This is a genomic window from uncultured Jannaschia sp. (assembly GCF_947503795.1).
Lineage (GTDB): Bacteria > Pseudomonadota > Alphaproteobacteria > Rhodobacterales > Rhodobacteraceae > Jannaschia.
The window spans coordinates 313,904-332,565 of record NZ_CANNEZ010000003.1 but is presented as its reverse complement, the minus strand read 5'-3'; the positions used below and the strand labels follow the sequence as shown (position 1 = coordinate 332,565).

At 70.0% G+C, this 18,662-nt stretch carries 21 protein-coding genes; 11 read left to right on the top strand and 10 right to left on the bottom strand.

All coding sequences use genetic code 11. The features are described from left to right. Positions 1 to 28: 28 nt before the first annotated feature. Positions 29 to 1,174 (bottom strand): methyltransferase, encoded by a 1,146-nt coding sequence (locus Q0833_RS17045; protein ID WP_298437870.1) that lies wholly within the window; start codon positions 1,172 to 1,174, stop codon positions 29 to 31. Further along, on the bottom strand, positions 1,155 to 2,033 hold the full coding sequence (locus tag Q0833_RS17040) for a polyprenyl synthetase family protein (RefSeq protein WP_298437867.1): 879 nt from the start codon (positions 2,031 to 2,033) through the stop codon (positions 1,155 to 1,157). The genes Q0833_RS17045 and Q0833_RS17040 overlap by 20 nt, the downstream gene beginning before the upstream one ends. Positions 2,034 to 2,124: 91 nt before the next feature. Between Q0833_RS17040 and crtD the strand changes: the two genes are divergently transcribed. Genes crtD through Q0833_RS17015 form a run of 5 tightly spaced genes read left to right on the top strand, consistent with a single transcriptional unit; the run spans position 2,125 to position 7,017 of the window. Then, entirely contained in the window at positions 2,125 to 3,672 is a 1,548-nt protein-coding gene (gene crtD, locus Q0833_RS17035) for a 1-hydroxycarotenoid 3,4-desaturase CrtD (protein WP_298437865.1), read from the top strand. Then, the gene (gene crtC, locus Q0833_RS17030; protein WP_298437862.1) at positions 3,669 to 4,514 is read left to right on the top strand and encodes a carotenoid 1,2-hydratase; all 846 of its coding nucleotides are present in this window, start codon (positions 3,669 to 3,671) and stop codon (positions 4,512 to 4,514) included. The genes crtD and crtC overlap by 4 nt, the downstream gene beginning before the upstream one ends. A gap of 53 nt (positions 4,515 to 4,567) precedes the next feature. Beyond that, a complete protein-coding gene (gene hslV / locus Q0833_RS17025; protein WP_298437859.1) occupies positions 4,568 to 5,119 on the top strand; it encodes an ATP-dependent protease subunit HslV in 552 nt (183 codons plus the stop codon). Next, positions 5,116 to 6,174, top strand: coding sequence for a hypothetical protein (locus Q0833_RS17020; RefSeq protein WP_298437856.1), 1,059 nt, complete (start codon positions 5,116 to 5,118; stop codon positions 6,172 to 6,174). Before hslV ends, Q0833_RS17020 begins: the two co-directional genes overlap by 4 nt. 18 nt (positions 6,175 to 6,192) lie before the next feature. Further along, a complete protein-coding gene (locus Q0833_RS17015; RefSeq protein ID WP_298437853.1) occupies positions 6,193 to 7,017 on the top strand; it encodes a bifunctional allantoicase/(S)-ureidoglycine aminohydrolase in 825 nt (274 codons plus the stop codon). Positions 7,018 to 7,026: 9 nt separating this feature from the next. Here the strand turns inward: Q0833_RS17015 and Q0833_RS17010 are convergent, their stop codons facing one another. Both Q0833_RS17010 and puuE read right to left on the bottom strand, forming a co-directional pair. Further along, positions 7,027 to 7,509, bottom strand: coding sequence for an ureidoglycolate lyase (locus Q0833_RS17010; protein ID WP_298437850.1), 483 nt, complete (start codon positions 7,507 to 7,509; stop codon positions 7,027 to 7,029). Then, on the bottom strand, positions 7,506 to 8,906 hold the full coding sequence (gene puuE / locus Q0833_RS17005; protein WP_298437847.1) for an allantoinase PuuE: 1,401 nt from the start codon (positions 8,904 to 8,906) through the stop codon (positions 7,506 to 7,508). Before puuE ends, Q0833_RS17010 begins: the two co-directional genes overlap by 4 nt. A 66-nt stretch (positions 8,907 to 8,972) precedes the next feature. Between puuE and uraH the strand changes: the two genes are divergently transcribed. Continuing rightward, positions 8,973 to 9,323: a hydroxyisourate hydrolase gene (uraH, locus tag Q0833_RS17000; RefSeq protein WP_298437845.1), complete on the top strand. Its 351-nt coding sequence runs from the start codon at positions 8,973 to 8,975 to the stop codon at positions 9,321 to 9,323. Position 9,324: 1 nt separating this feature from the next. Next, positions 9,325 to 10,572, top strand: a complete 1,248-nt coding sequence (locus tag Q0833_RS16995) for a urate hydroxylase PuuD (RefSeq protein ID WP_298437842.1) — start codon at positions 9,325 to 9,327, stop codon at positions 10,570 to 10,572. On the opposite strand, the gene Q0833_RS16990 is transcribed toward Q0833_RS16995, so the two are convergent. Beyond that, on the bottom strand, positions 10,569 to 12,206 hold the full coding sequence (locus Q0833_RS16990) for a thiamine pyrophosphate-binding protein (protein ID WP_298437837.1): 1,638 nt from the start codon (positions 12,204 to 12,206) through the stop codon (positions 10,569 to 10,571). The genes Q0833_RS16995 and Q0833_RS16990 overlap by 4 nt on opposite strands. Before the next feature lie 122 nt (positions 12,207 to 12,328). Here Q0833_RS16990 and Q0833_RS16985 point away from each other — a divergent pair, with 122 nt between their 5' ends. Genes Q0833_RS16985 through Q0833_RS16975 form a run of 3 tightly spaced genes read left to right on the top strand, consistent with a single transcriptional unit; the run spans position 12,329 to position 13,598 of the window. Then, positions 12,329 to 12,784 (top strand): YeeE/YedE thiosulfate transporter family protein, encoded by a 456-nt coding sequence (locus tag Q0833_RS16985; protein ID WP_298437834.1) that lies wholly within the window; start codon positions 12,329 to 12,331, stop codon positions 12,782 to 12,784. After that, positions 12,784 to 13,203: a DUF6691 family protein gene (locus Q0833_RS16980; RefSeq protein WP_298437832.1), complete on the top strand. Its 420-nt coding sequence runs from the start codon at positions 12,784 to 12,786 to the stop codon at positions 13,201 to 13,203. Before Q0833_RS16985 ends, Q0833_RS16980 begins: the two co-directional genes overlap by 1 nt. 11 nt (positions 13,204 to 13,214) lie before the next feature. Beyond that, the gene (locus tag Q0833_RS16975; RefSeq protein ID WP_298437829.1) at positions 13,215 to 13,598 is read left to right on the top strand and encodes a rhodanese-like domain-containing protein; all 384 of its coding nucleotides are present in this window, start codon (positions 13,215 to 13,217) and stop codon (positions 13,596 to 13,598) included. A gap of 6 nt (positions 13,599 to 13,604) precedes the next feature. On the opposite strand, the gene Q0833_RS16970 is transcribed toward Q0833_RS16975, so the two are convergent. Then, the gene (locus Q0833_RS16970; RefSeq protein ID WP_298437826.1) at positions 13,605 to 14,375 is read right to left on the bottom strand and encodes an SDR family oxidoreductase; all 771 of its coding nucleotides are present in this window, start codon (positions 14,373 to 14,375) and stop codon (positions 13,605 to 13,607) included. A gap of 40 nt (positions 14,376 to 14,415) precedes the next feature. On the opposite strand from Q0833_RS16970, the gene Q0833_RS16965 reads away from it, so the two are divergent. After that, complete coding sequence (locus Q0833_RS16965; RefSeq protein WP_298437823.1) at positions 14,416 to 15,342, top strand: 3-keto-5-aminohexanoate cleavage protein; 927 nt, start codon at positions 14,416 to 14,418, stop codon at positions 15,340 to 15,342. Here the strand turns inward: Q0833_RS16965 and Q0833_RS16960 are convergent. From Q0833_RS16960 to phnC, 4 genes are read right to left on the bottom strand one after another with little or no spacing between them, the layout of a single operon-like run. Then, entirely contained in the window at positions 15,339 to 16,229 is an 891-nt protein-coding gene (locus Q0833_RS16960; RefSeq protein ID WP_298437820.1) for a TIGR01459 family HAD-type hydrolase, read from the bottom strand. The genes Q0833_RS16965 and Q0833_RS16960 overlap by 4 nt on opposite strands. Continuing rightward, positions 16,229 to 17,044, bottom strand: a complete 816-nt coding sequence (gene phnE / locus Q0833_RS16955) for a phosphonate ABC transporter, permease protein PhnE (protein ID WP_298437817.1) — start codon at positions 17,042 to 17,044, stop codon at positions 16,229 to 16,231. The genes Q0833_RS16960 and phnE (Q0833_RS16955) overlap by 1 nt, the downstream gene beginning before the upstream one ends. Then, a complete protein-coding gene (gene phnE / locus Q0833_RS16950; RefSeq protein WP_298437814.1) occupies positions 17,045 to 17,869 on the bottom strand; it encodes a phosphonate ABC transporter, permease protein PhnE in 825 nt (274 codons plus the stop codon). Next, positions 17,866 to 18,654: a phosphonate ABC transporter ATP-binding protein gene (phnC, locus tag Q0833_RS16945; RefSeq protein WP_298437811.1), complete on the bottom strand. Its 789-nt coding sequence runs from the start codon at positions 18,652 to 18,654 to the stop codon at positions 17,866 to 17,868. The genes phnE (Q0833_RS16950) and phnC overlap by 4 nt, the downstream gene beginning before the upstream one ends. Between the last annotated feature and the right edge of the window lie 8 nt (positions 18,655 to 18,662).

Here is an 18,662-nt window from a genome sequence, read left to right as displayed (position 1 = left end):
GTGTCAACTAAGTTAGACAGATGGTCTGTCAGACTCGCTTGCCGGAGAGGACATGCGTCACGAAGGGGCGGCTCGTGCCATGGTCGTCCACCTCCGCAAAGCCCGCCTCTCGGAGCATCGTGGCGATACGCTCCGGCGACCGCGCGCGACCCGTTCGCATCGCCATGCAATAGAACGCGAAATAGGCGTCGCCCGACCGGTTCGGGGCCGCGCCGCCCGTCATCGGCTCGCTCACCACGAGCCGCCCGCCGGACGGCAGCGCGTCGTGCGCGGCCCGCAAAAGGGCGGCGACCGTCGCATCGTCATGGTCGTAGAGCACGCGGATCAGCGTGATCGTGTCCGCGCCGCCGGGCAAGGGATCGTCGCGAAAGCTCCCGGCGGTGATCCGGGTCCGCGACCCGAGCCCCGCGGCCTCGAACCGGGCGCGCGCGTCGGGCACCACGGCGGGCAGGTCGAAAAGATGCAGCTCCGGCGCGGAATGCGCCTGTCCCAGTGCCGTCAGGAAGGCCCCCGTGCCGCCGCCGATATCGAGGACGATGCCTGCGCGCGAGAGGTCGACGCGGCGCAGCGTCTCCTCGGCGACCAGCGCCTGGCTCTCGGCCATCAGGTCCGAATAGCGGCGCGCCGTCTCGGGGTTCGAGGCCGCGCCCGCCCCGAAGACGTAGGGCCAGAAGGCCGACAGCTCGGTCTCGCCCCCCCGGAGCAGCGCGAGCGGATCGGCCAGATCGCGGTAGAGCACGGCATGATGCCGGATCATCCCCTCAAGCCCCGGCACGCCCAGCAGGGCCGCTCCCCGCCGCGCGATGGCATATCGCCCGTCGCGCCGCCGCCGCATCAGACCCAGCGCGACCGCCCCGTCGCAGAGCTGGGTCATCCGGTCCGTGTCGAGCCTGGCGTGGGCCGCGAGGTCGCGTGCCTCGGCCGGACCGTCCATCAGCAGGTGCAGCAGTCGAAGCTCGACCACGGCGCTCAGGATCTGGGAATGGACGAAGCCCGCGACGAGATCGAACAGCGCCTCGCCATCGGCACGCGCGATGCGGCGCAGGCCGGGAATGGCGGCGACGATGGATTGGAACCCGCGCGATGCGACGAGGCGCATGGCCCAGCCCGCGCGCGGTGCGGATGCGGGCAGGCGCGGCTCGGCGAGGGTCACCTCACTCGGCCGCGGTGCCATGGGCGGCGTGATGCGCAGGGGTCAGGCGCTTGGCTGTGCGGCGCACCATCTCGGCCAGCATGGCCTCGCCCGGGCAGGCGGGAATCGAGGCGATGGCACCCGAGAGGATATCCTCCAGCCGCCGGATTGCGCCGTCGATCCCCAGCTCTCCCACAGCACTCGGGCGGCCATGCAGGGCATCCTGACCCACGGGCTTTCCGGTCACGTCGCTGGGCTGCATCACGTCGAGCAGGTCGTCGGCCACCTGGAACGCCTCGCCGATGCGCGCGCCCAACTCGTTCCATTCCTCGGGATCGCGCCCTGCGGCGACGGCACCCATGCGGGTGGCCGCCGTGAACAGCGCGCCGGTCTTGGCCCGGTGATAGGTCTGGAGGTCGATCACCTCCTCGGCCTCCCAGCCTTGCCCGGCACAGATGCCGTGCGGCATGCCGGTAAAGCGCGCCAGTTCCAGCACCAGCTGCCCCGCGCGCGTCGGATGGTCCTGCGCGGCGAGCCCCAAGATGTCGAACCCCAGCACGATCAGGCTGTCCCCGGTCAGGAGCGCGATATCCTCGCCGAAGGCCCGGTGCACCGACGGCTTGCCGCGGCGGATGGCGGCATCGTCGAAACAGGGCATGTCGTCATGCACGAGCGAGGCGCAATGGATCAGCTCGATCGCCGCCGCCGCCGTATCCGAGAGGGCCGGGCGGTCGTCGCCGCACGCCAGCGCCACCGAAAGCGAGATTGTCGGACGGATGCGCGCACCGCCTGGCTTGACTGCGTGATCGAGCGCCGCGGCGAGCTTGCGCGGCACCGTTCCGCGCGTCGCGCGCGTCAGGGCGGCGTCGATGGCGCCTTCGATCCGGCTGGTCAGGGGCATGGCAGACCTCGCGCTCAAGATGTCATTTTGAAATGACAGTTGGTGTCACATGATGTTGACACATTAGGCGGCTGTCAACGACGGTGGGGTCATGTCCGAGCGTATCGTCATCATCGGGGCCGGGATCGGCGGGTTGGCGGCGGCCATGCGGCTGACGCATCGCGGCCACGACGTGACGGTCCTCGAAGCGCGGTCCGATGTCGGCGGCAAGATGCGCACGGTCCCGAGCGTGGCAGGCCCGGTCGATGCCGGTCCGACGGTCCTGACGCTGCGCCCGATTTTCGAGGAGCTGTTCGACGCCTGCGGCCAGGCGCTGACCGATCATGTCACGCTCGACCCGCTCCCGATGCTGGCGCGCCATCATTGGGACGGGGACGCGACGCTCGACCTCTTCGCCGACGCGGACCGATCGCGGGACGCCATCGGCGCCTTCGCCGGGGCCCGCGCCGCCGTGGCGTTCGACACCTTCCACCGCGACATGGCCCGGCTCTTCGCGGCGTTCGAGGGGCCGATGATGCAATCCGGGGCGCCATCGCTCCTCGGGATGGCCGGTGTCGTGGCGCGCAACCCCCGGCTCATCGGTGCCATGGCACCCGGACGCACGATGGCGGCCGACCTGGCCCGGCGCTTCGACGATCCCCGTCTGCGCCAGCTCTTCGGGCGCTACGCCACCTATGTCGGCGGCGATCCCACCGCGTCGCCCGCCCTGCTCTCGCTGATCTGGCACGCCGAATCGCGCGGCGTCTGGGCCGTCCGGGGGGGCATGGCCCAGCTGGCGCGGGCCATGGCGACCATCGCCGAAGCCGCAGGGGCCGATATCCGGCTGGGAACACCCGTCGCCCGGATCGAGACCGAGGGCGGCCGCGTCACCGGCGTCCGAACCGAAGGCGAGCACATCGCCGCCGACCGGGTCGTCTTCAACGGTGATCCCCATGCGTTGCACGACGGCCTTCTGGGCGACGCGCTGCGCCGGTCCGTCCCGGCACCCGCCGTCGCGGCGCGCAGCCTTTCGGCCTATGTCTGGTCCTTTGCCGCGACGCCGACCGGGCGCGCGCCGGAACATCACAACGTCTTCTTCGCCCGCACCCCGAACTCGGAGTTCGTCGAGGTCGCGCGCGGCGACATGCCCGCCGACCCGACCCTCTATGTCTGCGCGCAGGACCGGGGCGGCGCGCCGCCGACCGGCCCCGAGCGCTTCGAAATCATCATGAACGGCCCGCCCCGCACCGGCGCCCACCCCGACCCCGAGGAGCAATCCCGATGCCGAGAGACGACCTTCACGCGACTGGCTTCGATGGGCCTGCGGTTCGATCCGCGCCCGGAGATCACGGCCCTGACGACGCCCGAGCAGTTCGGGGCGATGTTCCCGGCCAGTCGCGGATCGCTCTACGGGCTGTCGCCCGAGGGCATGATGGCAGCGTTCCAGCGGCCGCGAGCGCGGACGAAGATCGAAGGGCTCTACCTGGCGGGGGGCGGAGCGCATCCGGGGGCGGGCATCCCGATGGCGGCCACGTCCGGCAGGCTCGCGGCCGAGGCGATCGAGAGCGACCGAACTTCGCGCTCGCCGTCCCGCCGGACGGGTATGCGTGGTGGTATATCGACGGCCTCTCGGAGGACGGGGAACGCGCCGTCTCGGTGATCGCCTTCATCGGGTCGGTCTTCTCGCCATGGTATCGCTGGTCGGGACGCGCCGACCCCGAGGACAACATCTGCATCAACGTCGTCACCTACGGCCGGGGCGGGCGCTGGGCGATGACCGACCGGGGCCGTGCCGCGCTACGCCAGACCGAGGACAACTTCACCGTCGGGCCGTCGTCGCTTCGCTGGGAAGGCGGGCGGCTGGTCATCGATCTCGACGAGGTCTCGACCCCCCATGCCCAGCGCCTGCGCGGGCGCATCACCGTCACGCCCAGCGCGATTACCGATGTCGAGGTGCCGCTGACCGAGGATGGCGCGCATGTCTGGCGACCCTTCGCGCCCGTGGCCGATATCTCGGTCGAGATCGATCGGCCCGGCTGGACCTGGGACGGGCACGGCTATCTCGACGCCAATTTCGGCACCCGCGCGCTCGAGGCGGATTTCGACTATTGGACCTGGGGCCGGTTCCCGACGCCCGAGGGCGCGGTCGCGTTCTATGACGCGGTGCGCCGCGACGGCTCGACCCTGGGCGTGGCGCTGCGCTTCGACCGCGACGGCGGTTGCGAGGCGATCGAGGCGCCGCCCCTGCAACGCTTCCGCCGCTCGAACTGGCTGGTGCGCCGCGAGACGCGCTGCGATGCGGGCCACGCGCCGCGGCAGGTGAAGACCATGCTGGACGCGCCGTTCTACAACCGCTGCGCCGTGGAAACCGTGATCGACGGGCACCGCACGACCGGCGTCTACGAGGCGCTGGACCTGAACCGTTTCCGCGGCCCGTGGCTGATGCCGATGCTCGCCGTGCGCGTTCCACGGCGCAAAGGCTGGCGGTTCGCCGACGCCTGACCCATATCGGGGCCATGCGACCGCGCGCCCTCGCGCGGCAGGAGGACCACGGCATGAGCGATTTTCCCGGCTGGCACGGCACCACCATCATCGGCGTCCGCAAGGGCGGCCATGTCGTCGTCGCGGGCGACGGGCAGGTCAGTGTCGGCCAGACGGTGATGAAGGGCACGGCCCGCAAGGTGCGCCGCCTCTCGCCCGGCGGGCACGACGTGGTCTGCGGCTTCGCGGGCTCGACGGCGGATGCGTTCACCCTGCTCGAGCGGCTGGAGCAGAAGCTCGAGGCCACGCCGGGCCAGCTCCAGCGGGCCTGCGTCGAGCTGGCCAAGGACTGGCGGACGGACAAATACCTCCAGAAGCTCGAGGCGATGCTGATCGTGACCGATGGCACGGACCTTCTGGTGGTGACCGGCGCGGGCGACGTGCTGGAACCCGAGCATGACATCGCGGCCATCGGATCGGGCGGCAATTACGCGCTGGCCGCAGGGCGCGCGCTGATGGACGGGGACCTTTCGGCCGAGGAGGTCGCGCGCCGCGCCATGGCGATCGCCGCCGACGTCTGCGTCTACACCAATGGCAGCCTCACGCTCGAGACGATCGAAGCGTGATCGAGCGCGACGATCTGCGCGCCGCGGTCGGCGCCGGCACCCTCACGGAGGCACAGGCCGCCAGCCTCGTGGGCCTCGCCGACGCGCGCCGCCGGGGCCGCTTGTCCCTTCGTCCGGGCGAGGAGCCGTTCGAGCTCTTCCGCGGCTTCAACGAGATCTTCATCGTGGTGGGTCTCGGGATCCTGTCCTTCGGCTGGTTCGGAGTCTGGTCGCTCGTCATCGCGGATGCCGGCAATTTCCGCACCGTCTCGCTCGTTGCCGGCATCGCGACGCTCGTGCTGATCGCGCTTCTGGCGGAATACTTCATCCGTCGCCGCCGCATGATCGCACCGGCCATCGCGCTGACCGTCGGCTGGGCCGCCGCTGCCTTCGCCTTCTGGTCGATGTGGAACCGCAGCATCAGTGTCTTCGGCGGCATGGACCTCGAGGGATCGGTCCTGCCGCTCGCGCTGACGACGGCGACGACCTTCGCCTACTGGCTGCGCTACCGCGTGCCCTTCGCGATGGCGATTCTCGCCGCCTCGGCCTTCGGTTGCCTGATGGTGGGGCTGGCATCGCTGTCGGAGGTGCCGCTCGAGGGGGACAACCTGTTCCGTCTCTCGTCCGAAGGCCCGTTCGCCTGGGGCACGCTCCTCTTCGGACTGGCGCTCTTCGCGCTGGCGATGCGCTTCGACATGTCGGATCCGCACCGCGTTGGCCTGCGCTCGGCCAACGGCTTCTGGCTTCACATCATCGCGGCCCCCGCCATCGTCAACACCGTCGCCCTGACGCTGATCGGGCAGGATACGGGGCCGGCCAGCCTCGCGCTCGGTCTCCTCCTCCTCGCGTTCGCGCTGGTCGCGATCGCCATCGACCGCCGTTCGTTCCTGATCTCGGCCGTGGGCTATCTCGTGGCGCTCATCGTCATCGCGACCGACGGCCAGGGGGCCGCGCCGACGATCCTCGCGCTCGGCGCGCTGCTCGTGGGCTTGGGCGCGGGCTGGCAGTCGGTCCGGGCCCTGATCCTGCGATACGTGCCCCCGACCCTGCGCGAGCGGCTTCCCCCGTCGGCCTGATTCCGGCTAGGGGACATCATGGCCAACTACTTCGCACCAAGCGGCGGCCTGCCGCCGCAGACCGACCTCACGACCGGGCGGGCCGTCTTCACCGACGCCTACGCGGTCATTCCGCATGGCACGATGCGCGACATCACCACCAGCGCGCTGCCGCATTGGCAGGACACGCGGCTTTGGGTGATCGCACGGCCGATGTCTGGCTTCGCCGAGACCTTCAGCCAGTATGTCATGGAGGTCGCGCCCGGCGGGGGGTCGGACCGGCCCGAGGCGGATGCGGGCGCCGAGGGCGCGCTCTTCGTCACGGGCGGCACGATGACGCTGACGGTCGGGGACAGGACGGAGACGCTGGCGGCGGGGGGCTTCGCCTATGTCCCGCCGGGTGCGGACTGGACGCTCTGGAACCGGGGCGACGCCGCGCTGACCTTCCATTGGATCCGGAAGGCGTGGGAGCCTGCGCCGGGCGTCGCACCGCCGGCGTTCTTCACCGCATCCGACGATGCCGTCACGCCGACGGCGATGCCGGACACCGACGGCGCATGGGCCACGACCCGGTTCATGGACCCGGCCGACATGAGCCACGACATGCATGTGACCATCGTCACCCTGCAACCCGGCGCCGTGATCCCCTTCCTCGAGACGCATGTGATGGAACACGGACTTTACGTGCTGGAGGGGAAGGCGGTCTATGCGCTCAATCGCGACTGGGTCGAGGTCGAGGCGGGCGATTTCATGTGGCTTCGCGCCTTCTGCCCGCAGGCCTGTTACGCGGGCGGGCCGGGCCCGTTCCGCTACCTGCTCTACAAGGACGTGAACCGCCACGCGCCGCTGCCCCGCCGGGGCTGACACGCCGGGTCAGGCGGTCACCGTCCAGGGCGGGTCGAGCGGGTGTTCCTCGAGGTTCGCGCCCGCGCCGATCCGGTCGACCACCGCGAAGAGACCGGGGGCTGCGAGGGGCGTCAGCACGCCATGCCACGTCCCGCGATGCAGGTTGATCCCCTGCCCCGGCGCCGCAAGGAAAGCCAGCGGATCGCCGGGCACGCCCCCGGCATCCGGGGCCACAATCACCAGCCATTCGGCGCGATGCATCGGGATGAACGCCTGGCTGCCCTCGGGATGCCGCTCCATCAGGTCGAGCGTGTAAGGCAGCGTGCGCGGCGTCGCGTCGAACAGGCTGATCCCCGCACGCCCGTCGCCGAAATCGAGCGCGGCCAGATCGTGGTGCCGCCCGCACATCCCCGCGTTGATCATCTTCGTCGGCGTCTCGCCCAGCGCCAGCACGTCACCGAAATGCGCGAAAGCCGCGGCCGTCAGCGGCCGCGCGGCGATCGTCCTCACACCATGTCCTCCAGCCGCAGCCGCGCGATGCGTTCGACTTGGCGGCAGGCCTCCGCGATCTCGGCGGGCGTGTCGTTGTCGATCCGCCGCCCGAACATCGAGAGGATCTCGGCCTTGGTGTGATCGCGCACCGCGACGATGAACGGAAAGCCGTGTTTCCGGACATAGGCCCCGTTCAACTCCTCGAAGGTGTCGCGCTCGGTATTGGTCAGAAGGTCCAGCCCGACGCTCGCCTGCTCGGAGGTGCTCTCCTCGGTCAGCCGACCCGCCGCGGCCAGCTTTCCCGCAAGATCGGGATGCGCGCGAAGAACGCCGAGACGCTCGTCCTCCGAGGCGGTCCGGAACACCCGCGCCAGCGCGTTGTGCAGGCCCGCGGGCGTGTCGTGGACGGGTCCCAGCTCCCCGGCCCACGCCTGCTCGGCGATCCACGGACTGTGCTCGAAGACCCCCCCGAACCGCGCCACGAACGCTGCGCGATCCATCGCCGAGGGCCGGTCGCGCCGGACAGGGGGATGCGTCGCGGCCCAATGTTCCGCGATCGCCTCGCGGGTGGCGAACCACACGCCCTCGTGCCCGCGCGCGTGGTCGAGGAAGCGGCGCAGCGCCTCGGCCCGGCCCGGCCGTCCCGCCAGCCGGCAATGCAGGCCCACCGACATCATTCGCCCGCCTTCGCGGTAGAGGCAGTCGAAGCTGTCACGCAGATACCGCTCCCACGAGGCTCCGTCAGGATGCCCGGCCTGGATCGCAAAGCGCATGTCGTTGGCGTCGAGCGTATAAGGCACGATGAGCTGGTCGCGGTCGCCGTACTCCACCCAGTAAGGCAGGTCGTCGGCATAGCTGTCGGCGAGATAGGCGAAGGTGCCGGTCTCGGCGGCAAGCGCCAGCGTCCTTTCGCTCGACCGGCCGCAGTAGAACCCGCGCGGGGCCGTGCCCGTGACCTCGGTGTGCAGGCGGATCGCCTCCGCGATGGCGGCGCGTTCCTCGGCCTCGGGCATGTCTTTGTGCTCGATCCATTTCAGACCGTGGCTCGCGATCTCCCAGCCCGCCGCCCGCATCGCCTCGACCTGAACGGGCGCGCGGGCCAGCGCGCTGGCGACGCCGTAGACCGTGATCGGCAGGTCCGCCATCAGCCGATGCAGCCGCCAGAACCCGGCCCGCGCGCCGTATTCGTAGATCGATTCCATGTTCGCATGGCGCATCCCCGGCCAGGGTTGGGCGCCCGTGATCTCGCTGAGGAATGCCTCCGACGCCGGATCGCCGTGCAGGACGCTATTCTCGCCGCCCTCCTCGTAGTTCAGCACGATCTGCACCGCGATGCGCGCGCCGCCAGGCCAGGCCGGATCGGGCGGGTTGGCGCCGTGGCCGTGCATGTCGCGGGGATAGCGGGGGGCGTCCATGGCATCTTCCTTCGCAGACCGGCTCACCTTAGACCGGGGGGCGGGACGACAGGCAAGGGGACGATCATGGCGGGCTACTTGACGACGCATGTGCTCGATACCGCGCGGGGCTGCCCCGCGGCGGGCCTCCGGATCACGCTCGACCGCATCGACGGCGACGGTGCGACGCGCCTGTCCGAAGCCGTCACGAACGCGGACGGCCGCACCGATGCGCCGATCCTGCCCGAAGCGGAGTTCGCGACCGGCATCTATACCCTTACCTTCCACGCGGGCGACTACCTGCGGGCAGAGGGTCACGGGGCCGAGCCGCTGTTCCTCGACGAAATCCCGATCCGCTTCGGAATGGACGCCGCAGATCACTATCACGTCCCCCTCCTTCTCAGCCCCTTCGGCTATTCGACCTATCGAGGCAGCTGAGATGTACGACTTTGCCGTCATGTGGGACTGGCTGGCCTTCGGGGTCCGCTGGCTGCATGTCATCACCGGCATCGCGTGGATCGGGTCGAGCTTCTATTTCATCGCGCTCGACCTCGGGCTGCGGCAAGCGCCGGGCATGCCGAAGGGTGCCTACGGCGAGGAATGGGAGGTGCATGGCGGGGGCTTCTATCACACGACGAAATACCTCGTGGCGCCCGACCGCCTGCCCGAGCACCTGACCTGGCACAAATGGCAGGCCTATTGGACGTGGATTTCGGGCGCGGCGCTGCTGGCCATCGTCTACTGGGCGGGGTCCGAACTCTACCTCATCGACCCGGCCCGTGCCGACCTCGCGCCTTGGCAGGCCATCGCGCTGTCGGCGGCGTTCCTCGCGGGCGGCTGGATCGGCTATGACGCGCTTTGCCGCTCGCCGCTGAAGTCGAACGCGACGGCGGTGATGCTGGTCCTTTTCGCGGGGATCGTCGCGTCGTCCTGGCTCTTGAACCAGGTCTTCACGGGGCGCGCGGCGCTGCTGCATCTGGGCGCGATGACCGCGACGATCATGTCGGGCAACGTGTTCTTCGTCATCATGCCGAACCAGCGGATCGTGGTGGCGGATCTCAAGGCCGGGCGCACGCCCGACGCCAAGTACGGCCAGATCGCCAAGCTGCGTTCGACGCATAACAACTACCTGACGCTGCCTGTCCTGTTCCTGATGCTGTCGAACCACTACCCGCTGGCCTTCGGAACCGACGCGGCCTGGATCATCGCGGCGCTGGTCTTCCTGATGGGCGTCTCGATCCGGCACTATTTCAATACGCTTCATTCCACGGGCCAAGGGCCCGCCTGGACATGGCTCGCGACGGGCCTGATCTTCGTCGCGATCGCTTGGCTCTCGACGGCGCGGATGTTCGACGGCGATTACGAAACGCTGGACACCGCGCTCCTGACGCCCGCCGAGACCCGCTTCGCCGCCGCCCCCGGCTTCGAGGCGGCGGCGAACGTCGTCGCGGGGCGCTGCTCGATGTGCCACGCGCGCGAGCCGAACTGGGACGGCATGCTCTGGGCGCCGAAGGGCGTGCATCTGGAGGTGCCCGCCGACATCGCCCGGCACGCGCGCGAGATCTACCTGCAGGCCGGGGTCAGCCACGCGATGCCGCCCGCCAACCTGACCGGTATCACGCCTGCGGAACGGGCGATCCTGCGCGACTGGTACCGTTCGGTCGGCACCGAGATGGCGGCGAACTAGGTCCCTTCCAGCCGCAGCTTCGGCGACAGCGCGGCCGGGTCAAGTTTCAGGTGGATGATCGACGGCAGGCCACTCGCCCGAGCGCGCTCCAGCGCTTCGGGGAATTCACCATCCGCCGCCACCGTCTCGCCGTGGCCGCCATGGGCGCGGGCGAGCGCCGCGAAGTCCGGGTTGTGCAGCGCGGTGCCCGAAGGGCGGCCAGGATAGTGCTTCTGCTGGTGCATCCGGATCGTGCCGTACATGCCGTTGTCGCAGACGAGGACGATCACGTTCGCCCCGGTCCCGCAGGCGGTGGCGAATTCCTGGCTGACCATCTGGAAGCAGCCGTCGCCGGCCAGGCAGATCACGTCGCGCGCGGGATCCTGCAGCTTCGCCGCGATGGCCGCCGGCAGGCCGTAGCCCATCGACCCCGAGGTCGGGGCCAGTTGCGTGCGCCAGCGGCGGTAGCGGTGGTAGCGATGCGCCCAGGCCGAGTAGTTGCCCGCCCCGTTCGTCCAGATCGCGTCGTCGGGCAGCACCTCGCCCAGATGCGCGACGACGCTCTCCATCTTCAACGCGCCCGGCGTCTCCTCGGGCTGCTGCCACGCCTCGTATTCGGCCCGTGCCTCGGCGGCGCGCGTCCCCGTTCGGGTCTGCGCGGCTTCGGCCAGTTGCACCGCGACGGCACCGGGGCGTCCGGTGACCGCCATGTCGGGGCGATAGACGCGGCCCGGCTCGGACGGGTCCGCATGGACGTGGATCAGGCTCTGGCGCGGGACCGGCGGCGTCAGGAGCGTGTAGCCCGACGTCGTCATCTCGCCCAGCCGTGGCCCAAGCGCCAGGATCACGTCCGCGTCGCGCACACGACGGGCCAGCGCGGGGTTGATGCCGATGCCGACATCGCCCGCGTAATTCGGATGCCCGTTATCCATGTAATCCTGACAGCGGAAGGACGCGCCGACCGGCAGGTCCATCGCCGCGGCGAAGCGCGCGATGGCGGCATGGGCATCGCCGTCCCAACCGCCGCCGCCCACGATGACGAAGGGACGCTCGGCCCCGGCCAGCCGCGCGACGATCTCCGCGATGTCGTCATCCGCCGCCTTGCCCGACGCGAGCGTCGCCGCCGGGACCGCCTCACCCTCGGCCGGTCCCGACAGCATGTCTTCGGGCAGCGCCAGCACCACCGGCCCCGGGCGCCCCGACTGCGCGACGTGGAACGCGTGGGAGACATATTCGGGGATGCGATCGGCCCGGTCGATCTGACCGACCCACTTGGCCAGGGGGCCAAACATCTGGCGGTAATCGACCTCCTGGAAGGCCTCGCGGTCCTGCTGGTCGCTGGCCACCTGTCCGACGAAGAGGATCATCGGCGTCGAATCCTGGAACGCGACATGCACGCCCGCGCTGGCGTTGGTCGCCCCCGGTCCGCGCGTCACGAAGGCCACGCCGGGCCGCCCGGTCAGCTTGCCGGTCGCCTCGGCCATCATCGCGGCCCCGCCCTCCTGCCGGGCGACGACCACGTCGATCGCCGCGTCATGGAGGCCGTCGAGCGCGGCGAGGAAGCTTTCGCCGGGGATGCAGAATACGCGCTCGACCCCCTGTGCCACGAGGCATTCGGTCAGCAGCGCGCCGCCATGGCGAGGGGTCTGGGTCATCTCGGGCCTCCGGTGGAACCGCCCATCGGTGGCATGTTCGGCGGTCCGCGCCAAGACGCGGATCTGGACGGCGGGCGCGCGGTGCGGCATCCGTTCGGGACCGCAGCCCGACGGAGACCGCCATGCCCCCCGCCATCCCGACCGACTTCACGCCCTGGGCCTCGCTCGGGGGCGGCATCCTCATCGGGCTGAGCGCGGTGATGGTGATGGCGCTGTTCGGGCGGATCGCGGGCATCTCGGGCATCACGACCGGCGGGCTGATCCCCGGTGCGGCGACCGAAGGCGACCGCGGCTGGCGGATCGCGTTTCTCGGCGGCCTGATCGCGGCGCCATTGGTCTGGCTGATGGCAACGGGCGAATTCCCGGCGCAGACCGTGTCGGATAACCTCCCCGGAATGGCCATCGCGGGCCTCGTGGTGGGCATCGGCACGGCCATCGGCTCGGGCTGCACCTCGGGGCACGGTGTCTGCGGGCTGGCGCGGCTTTCACCCCGGTCGCTGGCAGCGGTGGCGATGTTCATGGCGACCGCGGGGATCACGGTGTTCCTGCTGCGCCACGGCCCGTGGGGGGCGGTCTGATGCGCGTGGCGCTGGGGTTCGTCGCGGGTCTGGTCTTCGGGATCGGCCTTCTGATGTCCGGCATGGCGAACCCCGCCAAGGTCCTGAACTTCCTCGATTTCGCGGGGGCATGGGACCCCAGCCTCGCCTTCGTGATGGGGGGCGCGTCGGTGACGGCGTTCCTCGGATTCCGCCTCGTCTGGCGCAGCCCGGCGCCGATGCTCGGCGACACGTTCCGGATGCCCGAGGCCAGCCGGATCGACCGACCGCTCCTGATGGGGGCCGCGCTCTTCGGCATCGGCTGGGGGATCGGCGGGTTCTGCCCCGGCCCCGCCTGGTCGGCCCTCGCGATTGGCGCGCCCGGCACCCTCGTCTTCCTGCCCGCGATGCTGATCGGGCTCACCCTCGGCGGGCGCCTGAAGCCCGCCCTCGCCACCTGAAGGAGATCCCGATGGCCGAAAGCCTCAAGGACCTGATCGCCGCCGCCAACGACCGCGTGGCCACCATCGAACCCGCCGACGCGCTGACCCGGCAGGGGAACGGCGCCCTGATCCTCGACATCCGCGAGCCGGGCGAGCTGCAGCAGAACGGCACCATCGCCGACGCCCTGCACGTGCCGCGCGGCCTTCTGGAGTGGAAGGCCGATCCGGGCGGGGACGCCGCCGATGTCGCGCTGACCGCCAAGGCCGGCTCGGGCGAGGTGCTCGTGCTCTGCGCCGCCGGGGGCCGCGCCGCGCTGGCCGCCGACACGCTGCGCCGGATGGGCTACGACGCGTCGGTCATCAAGGGCGGCCTGAACGGCTGGAAATCGGCGGGGCTGCCGGTCGCGGGCTGAGCCCGGTCAGCCGAGCATCCCGAGGTCGCCATCCACCGCGATGGCCTGCCCCGAGATCGTGCGCCCGCGCGGACTGGCGAGATAGACCGCCTGGTCGGCGAGTTGCTCGGCCGTGACGTACTCCTTGATCGAGGCGGCGGCGAAAGCGGCGGCCTCGATCTCGGCCACGGACCTCCCCTGCGCCTGCGCCCGCGCTTCCATCACCCGGCGTTGACGGTCCCCTGCGACGATGCCGGGCAAGAGCGCGTTGGCCCGGATGCCGTCCGGCCCCAGCTCCAGCGCCAGCGACTTGGTGAACCCGATGACGCCCCACTTGGCCGCGGCATAGGGCGACCGGCGCGCGAAGCCGAACTTGCCCGCCGCCGACGAGACGTTGAGGATCGATGCGTTCGCGCTGGCCCTCAGGGCGGCCACGGCGACCCGCGTGCAGTTGAACTGTCCCGTCAGGCAGACATCGATGACACGGGTCCAGTCGCCGGGATCGACATCCTCGACCCCTGCCGTCGGGCCCGCAATGCCGGCGTTGTTCACCAGGCAATCGAGCCCGTCCAGCGCGTCGATCGCGCCCGCAATGAACCCCGCCGCCGCCGCGGTGTCGGCCACGTCGCAGACCTCCGCGTGCAGCCCCTCCGCCCGCAGCGGCTCCAGCGCCGCCGCGTCCACGTCGCAGGTCGCGACCCGCGCGCCCTCGGCCAGGAAGGCGCGGACCATGGCCAGCCCGATGCCGTTCGCGCCTGCCGTCACGATGACGCGCGCGTCTTTCAGTTGCATGTCCATGCCCGTTCCTCCCACGCTGGCATAGAAGAGGGAGGACGCGATGCCCCGCAAGGTCATGATCACCTGCGCCGTCACCGGCGCCATCCACACGCCCAGCATGTCGCCGCATCTGCCGGTCACGCCGAGCCAGATCGCCGATGCCGCCATCGGGGCGGCCGAGGCGGGCGCGGCGCTGGTCCATATCCACGCCCGCGATCCCGAGACCGGCGCACCGGACCAATCGCCCGAAGCCTTCGCTCCGATCCTCGGCGTCATCCGGCAGGGCTGCGACGCGGTGATCAACGTCACCACCGGTGGCTCGCCCGCCATGCTGGTGGACGAGCGCGTGCGACCCGCCGCACAATTCGCGCCCGAGGTCGCGTCGCTGAACATGGGGACGATGAATTTCGGCCTCTACCCGATGCTCGATCGCTACACCGAGTTCGCGCATGACTGGGAGCGGCCCTTCCTCGAAGGATCGCGCGACCGGCCCTTCCGGAACACCTTCGCGGATATCGAATACATCCTGACCACCTGCGCCGAGAACGGCACCCGGTTCGAGATCGAGTGCTACGATATCGGGCATCTCTACACGCTGGCGCATTTCGCGGACCGCGGGTTGGTCGAGCCGCCGTTCTTCGTGCAGTCGGTCTTCGGTCTGCTGGGCGGGATCGGCGCGCATCCCGAGGACGTGATGCACATGCGGCGCACGGCGGATCGCCTGTTCGGGGCCGATTATGAATGGTCGGTGCTGGGCGCGGGCCGCAACCAGCGCACCGTCGCGCTGCAGGCGGTGGCGCTGGGCGGCCATGTGCGCGTCGGGCTGGAGGACAGTCTCTGGATCGGGCCGGGACAGCTCGCCCGCAGCAACGCCGAGCAGGTGACCGCGATGCGCGAGCTGATCGAGGGGCTGGGGCTGGAGATCGCGACCCCCGCCGACGCGCGCGCGATGCTGAAGCTCAAGGGCGGCGACCGGGTCGGCTTCTAGGTGGTCGGCAGGATCCAGTCGGGGCGGATGCCGCTGGCGGCGATGGCGCCCTCGGCATCGTACTCCCGCAGGATGCCATGCCCGGTGATCAGCGCCGAATCGACGCCCGCCACCTGCGCTCCGAGAATGTCGGTATGCAGGCTGTCGCCAACCATGACCGCGCGCCGACCGGGATGCGTGCCCAGCCGCGCGAAGGCGAGGTCGTAGATATCCGCGAAGGGCTTGCCGTGAAACGCGGGCGCGATGCCGGTCGCGTCGGCCAGCCGGTGCGCCCAATGCCCCGGCTCGCGCGACGGGCCGCCCTCGCGCGGGGCGGCGAGGTCCGGGTTGCCGACGAGGACGGGGCGCGGGTTGGCGGCCAGGCTCCGCTCGAGAAGGGTCTGGCGGTCCTCGGTCCAGACGGCCGACCCGATCAGGAGAAACCCCTCGACCGCGTCGTAATCCGCCGGGTCGTCGTCGAGGAACCGCAGGTCGAGCGCCTCGATATCGGCGCGGCCCAGATCGGGGTTCGCCATCACGCCCCAATGTCGCGCGGGCGCGTCGTCCAGCGCGGATAGCAGCGCCATCCGACTTGTGATCACATCATCCGAATCGAAGTCGAAGCCCAGCCGATCGTATTTCTCCATCAGACGCGCATGGGGAAAACCCGCCGCGTTAGAGACGATCAGGACGCGTTTTCCGGCCGCTCGAAGATCATGGACCCGTTCGACCGCGCCGGGGATCGCCGTCTCACCGATATTGAGCACACCGAAGGCATCGAGCAGGAACACGTCGTAGCGATCCGCGATCTCGGACAGATCGGCGGCATGCGCGCAGGCGCCCCCGGTCTTGGCCTCGGGCAGCCGGTTGCGAACCGCCTCGTAGCCGTCGAAGATCGGGCCGAACATCAGATGATCGCGCCCCGGACCTTCGCCGACACCCATTCCGAGATGACCACCGCCAAGAGGATGACGAGCAGGATCAGCGACACCTGCGGCCAGGCCAGCGTGTTGAGCGAGCCCTGCAGCTGCAACCCGATCCCGCCCGCGCCGACGAGGCCCAGCACCGTCGACTCGCGGATGTTGATGTCCCAGCGGAAGACCGCGATCCCCGCAAAGGCCGGCGCGATCTGGGGTACGATCCCCCAGGCCATGACCTGCCAGCGGGACGCACCGGTCGCGGTGATCGCCTCGACCTGGGTGCGGTCGATTTCTTCGATGGCCTCGTAGAGCAGCTTGGCGCAAAAACCGATCGACCGGATCGCGATGGCCACGATGCCGGCGAAGACGCCCGGCCCGATGATCGCGATCAGCAGGAGCGCCCAGATCAGTGAGTTGATCGAGCGCGTCGCCACGATGATGAAGAGCGCCACGGGCCGGATGAACAAGGCCGAGGGCGTCGTGTTGCGCGCCGCGAGGAAGGCCACGGGCACCGCCATGATCAGCGCCGCGATGGTGCCCAGCGTCGCGATGTTGAGCGTGTCCCAGATCGGCCACCAGAGGTTCTCGATATAGGACCAGCGGGGCGGCGTGGCGCGCCCGAGGATGTCGCCCGCGATGCGCGGCGCGTCCCAGACGAAGAACCACGTCGTCGACTCGGAGATCTGCGCCCAGCACCACAGGAATATCGCGACGCCGAGAAGCCAGCCGAACCAGCGGACCATGGCCTGGCCGGTCGTGCGTTTGCGCCAGACGGGGCGTCCGGATGTCTGAAGGACCGGCATCTATTGCACCCGCGCCCGGACGACGCCCGAGATGTATTCCAGCGCCATCACCACCGCGATGATCAGCAGCAGAATCGCCGCCGCCGTGTCGTATTCGTAGCGGTCGAAGGCGGTGTTCAGCGTCGCCCCGATCCCGCCCGCGCCCACCAGCCCGAGGATCGCGCTTTCGCGGAAGTTGATGTCGACACGGTAGATCGACAGACCGATCAGGCGCGGGATGACCTGCGGCTGCACGCCGTAGTTGATCCACTGGGTCCAACGCGCGCCCGTTGCCCGGATGGCCTCTGCCTGGCTGCGGTCCATGCTCTCGATATCCTCGGCCAGGAGCTTAGACAGGAACCCAATGGTCGCGAAGCTGAGCGTGAGGAATCCCGCAAGCGGCCCGAAGCCGAAGATCGCGACCAGCAGGATCGCGACGATGATCTCCTGCAGCGCGCGGCTGACAGCGATGATGCCCCGGCAGACGACGTAGACCGGCAGGGGCGCGATGTTGCGCGCGGCCCCCAGTGCGATGGGGATGGAAATCAGAATGCCGACGACGGAGGAGGCGACGGTGATGACAATCGATTCGACCATGCCGTTCCAGATGTCGCTGCCCCGGCTCGTGAAGTCGGGCGAGGTGAAGGCGAGCACGAAGGCCCAGCCCCGGTCGAGCCCCTCGTAGACGCGGCCCCAGTCGACCTCGACCGAGGCGATGGCGGCGATGAGGTAGAGCACGAACCCGATCCCCAGAACCCAACGCAGCCAGGGCCGTTCGATGAAAGCGGGCCGACGCCAGGCCGTGCCCAGCATGTCGTCCAGTTCGCGGTGGGTGGCCGCGCTCATTCGGCAGCCTCGATCTCGTCCTCGACGGGTTCGATCGTCGCCTCCCAGTCCTCTTCGCCGTAGATCTCGGTCAGCTTGTCGGCCGTCAGCGCCTCGGGCGGGCCGTCGAACACCACTTCGCCGAACCGCAGGCCGACGACGCGGGCGACGAACATCTGCGCCAGCGCCACGTCATGGATGTTGATGATCGCCGCGAGGCCCCGCTCGGCGCAGAGTTCGCAGATGAGGCGCATGATCTGCCGCGAGGTCTTGGGGTCGAGCGACGCGGTCGGCTCGTCCACCAGAAGGAGCGCGGGGTTCTGGATCAGCGCGCGGCAGATGCCGACGCGCTGACGCTGGCCGCCCGACAACTCGTCGGCGCGCTTGTCGGCCATGTGCAGCAGGTCGACGCGGTCGAGCAGGCGGAACGCCTCGTTGACGTCCGATTGCGGGAAACGCCGGGTCAGCGAGCGCCAGAACCCGACATAGCCCAGCCGTCCCGACAGCACGTTCTCCATCACGGTCAGCCGCTCGACCAGCGCGTATTCCTGGAAGATCATGCCCATGCGCCGGCGTTCGCGCCGCAGCGCCCCGGAGCCCAGCCGCGTCAGGTCGACATCGCCCAGCCAGACCGACCCGCTGGTCGGCTCCACGAGACGATTGATGCATCGGATCAGCGTCGACTTGCCTGCCCCGGACGGCCCGATCAGGGCGACCACCTGTCCGGCCGGAACCTCGAGTTCGACGGATTTCAGCGCCTGGTCGCCGGTCTTGTAGGTCTTCACCAGCTTGTCGAGCCGCAGCATGTCCGTCC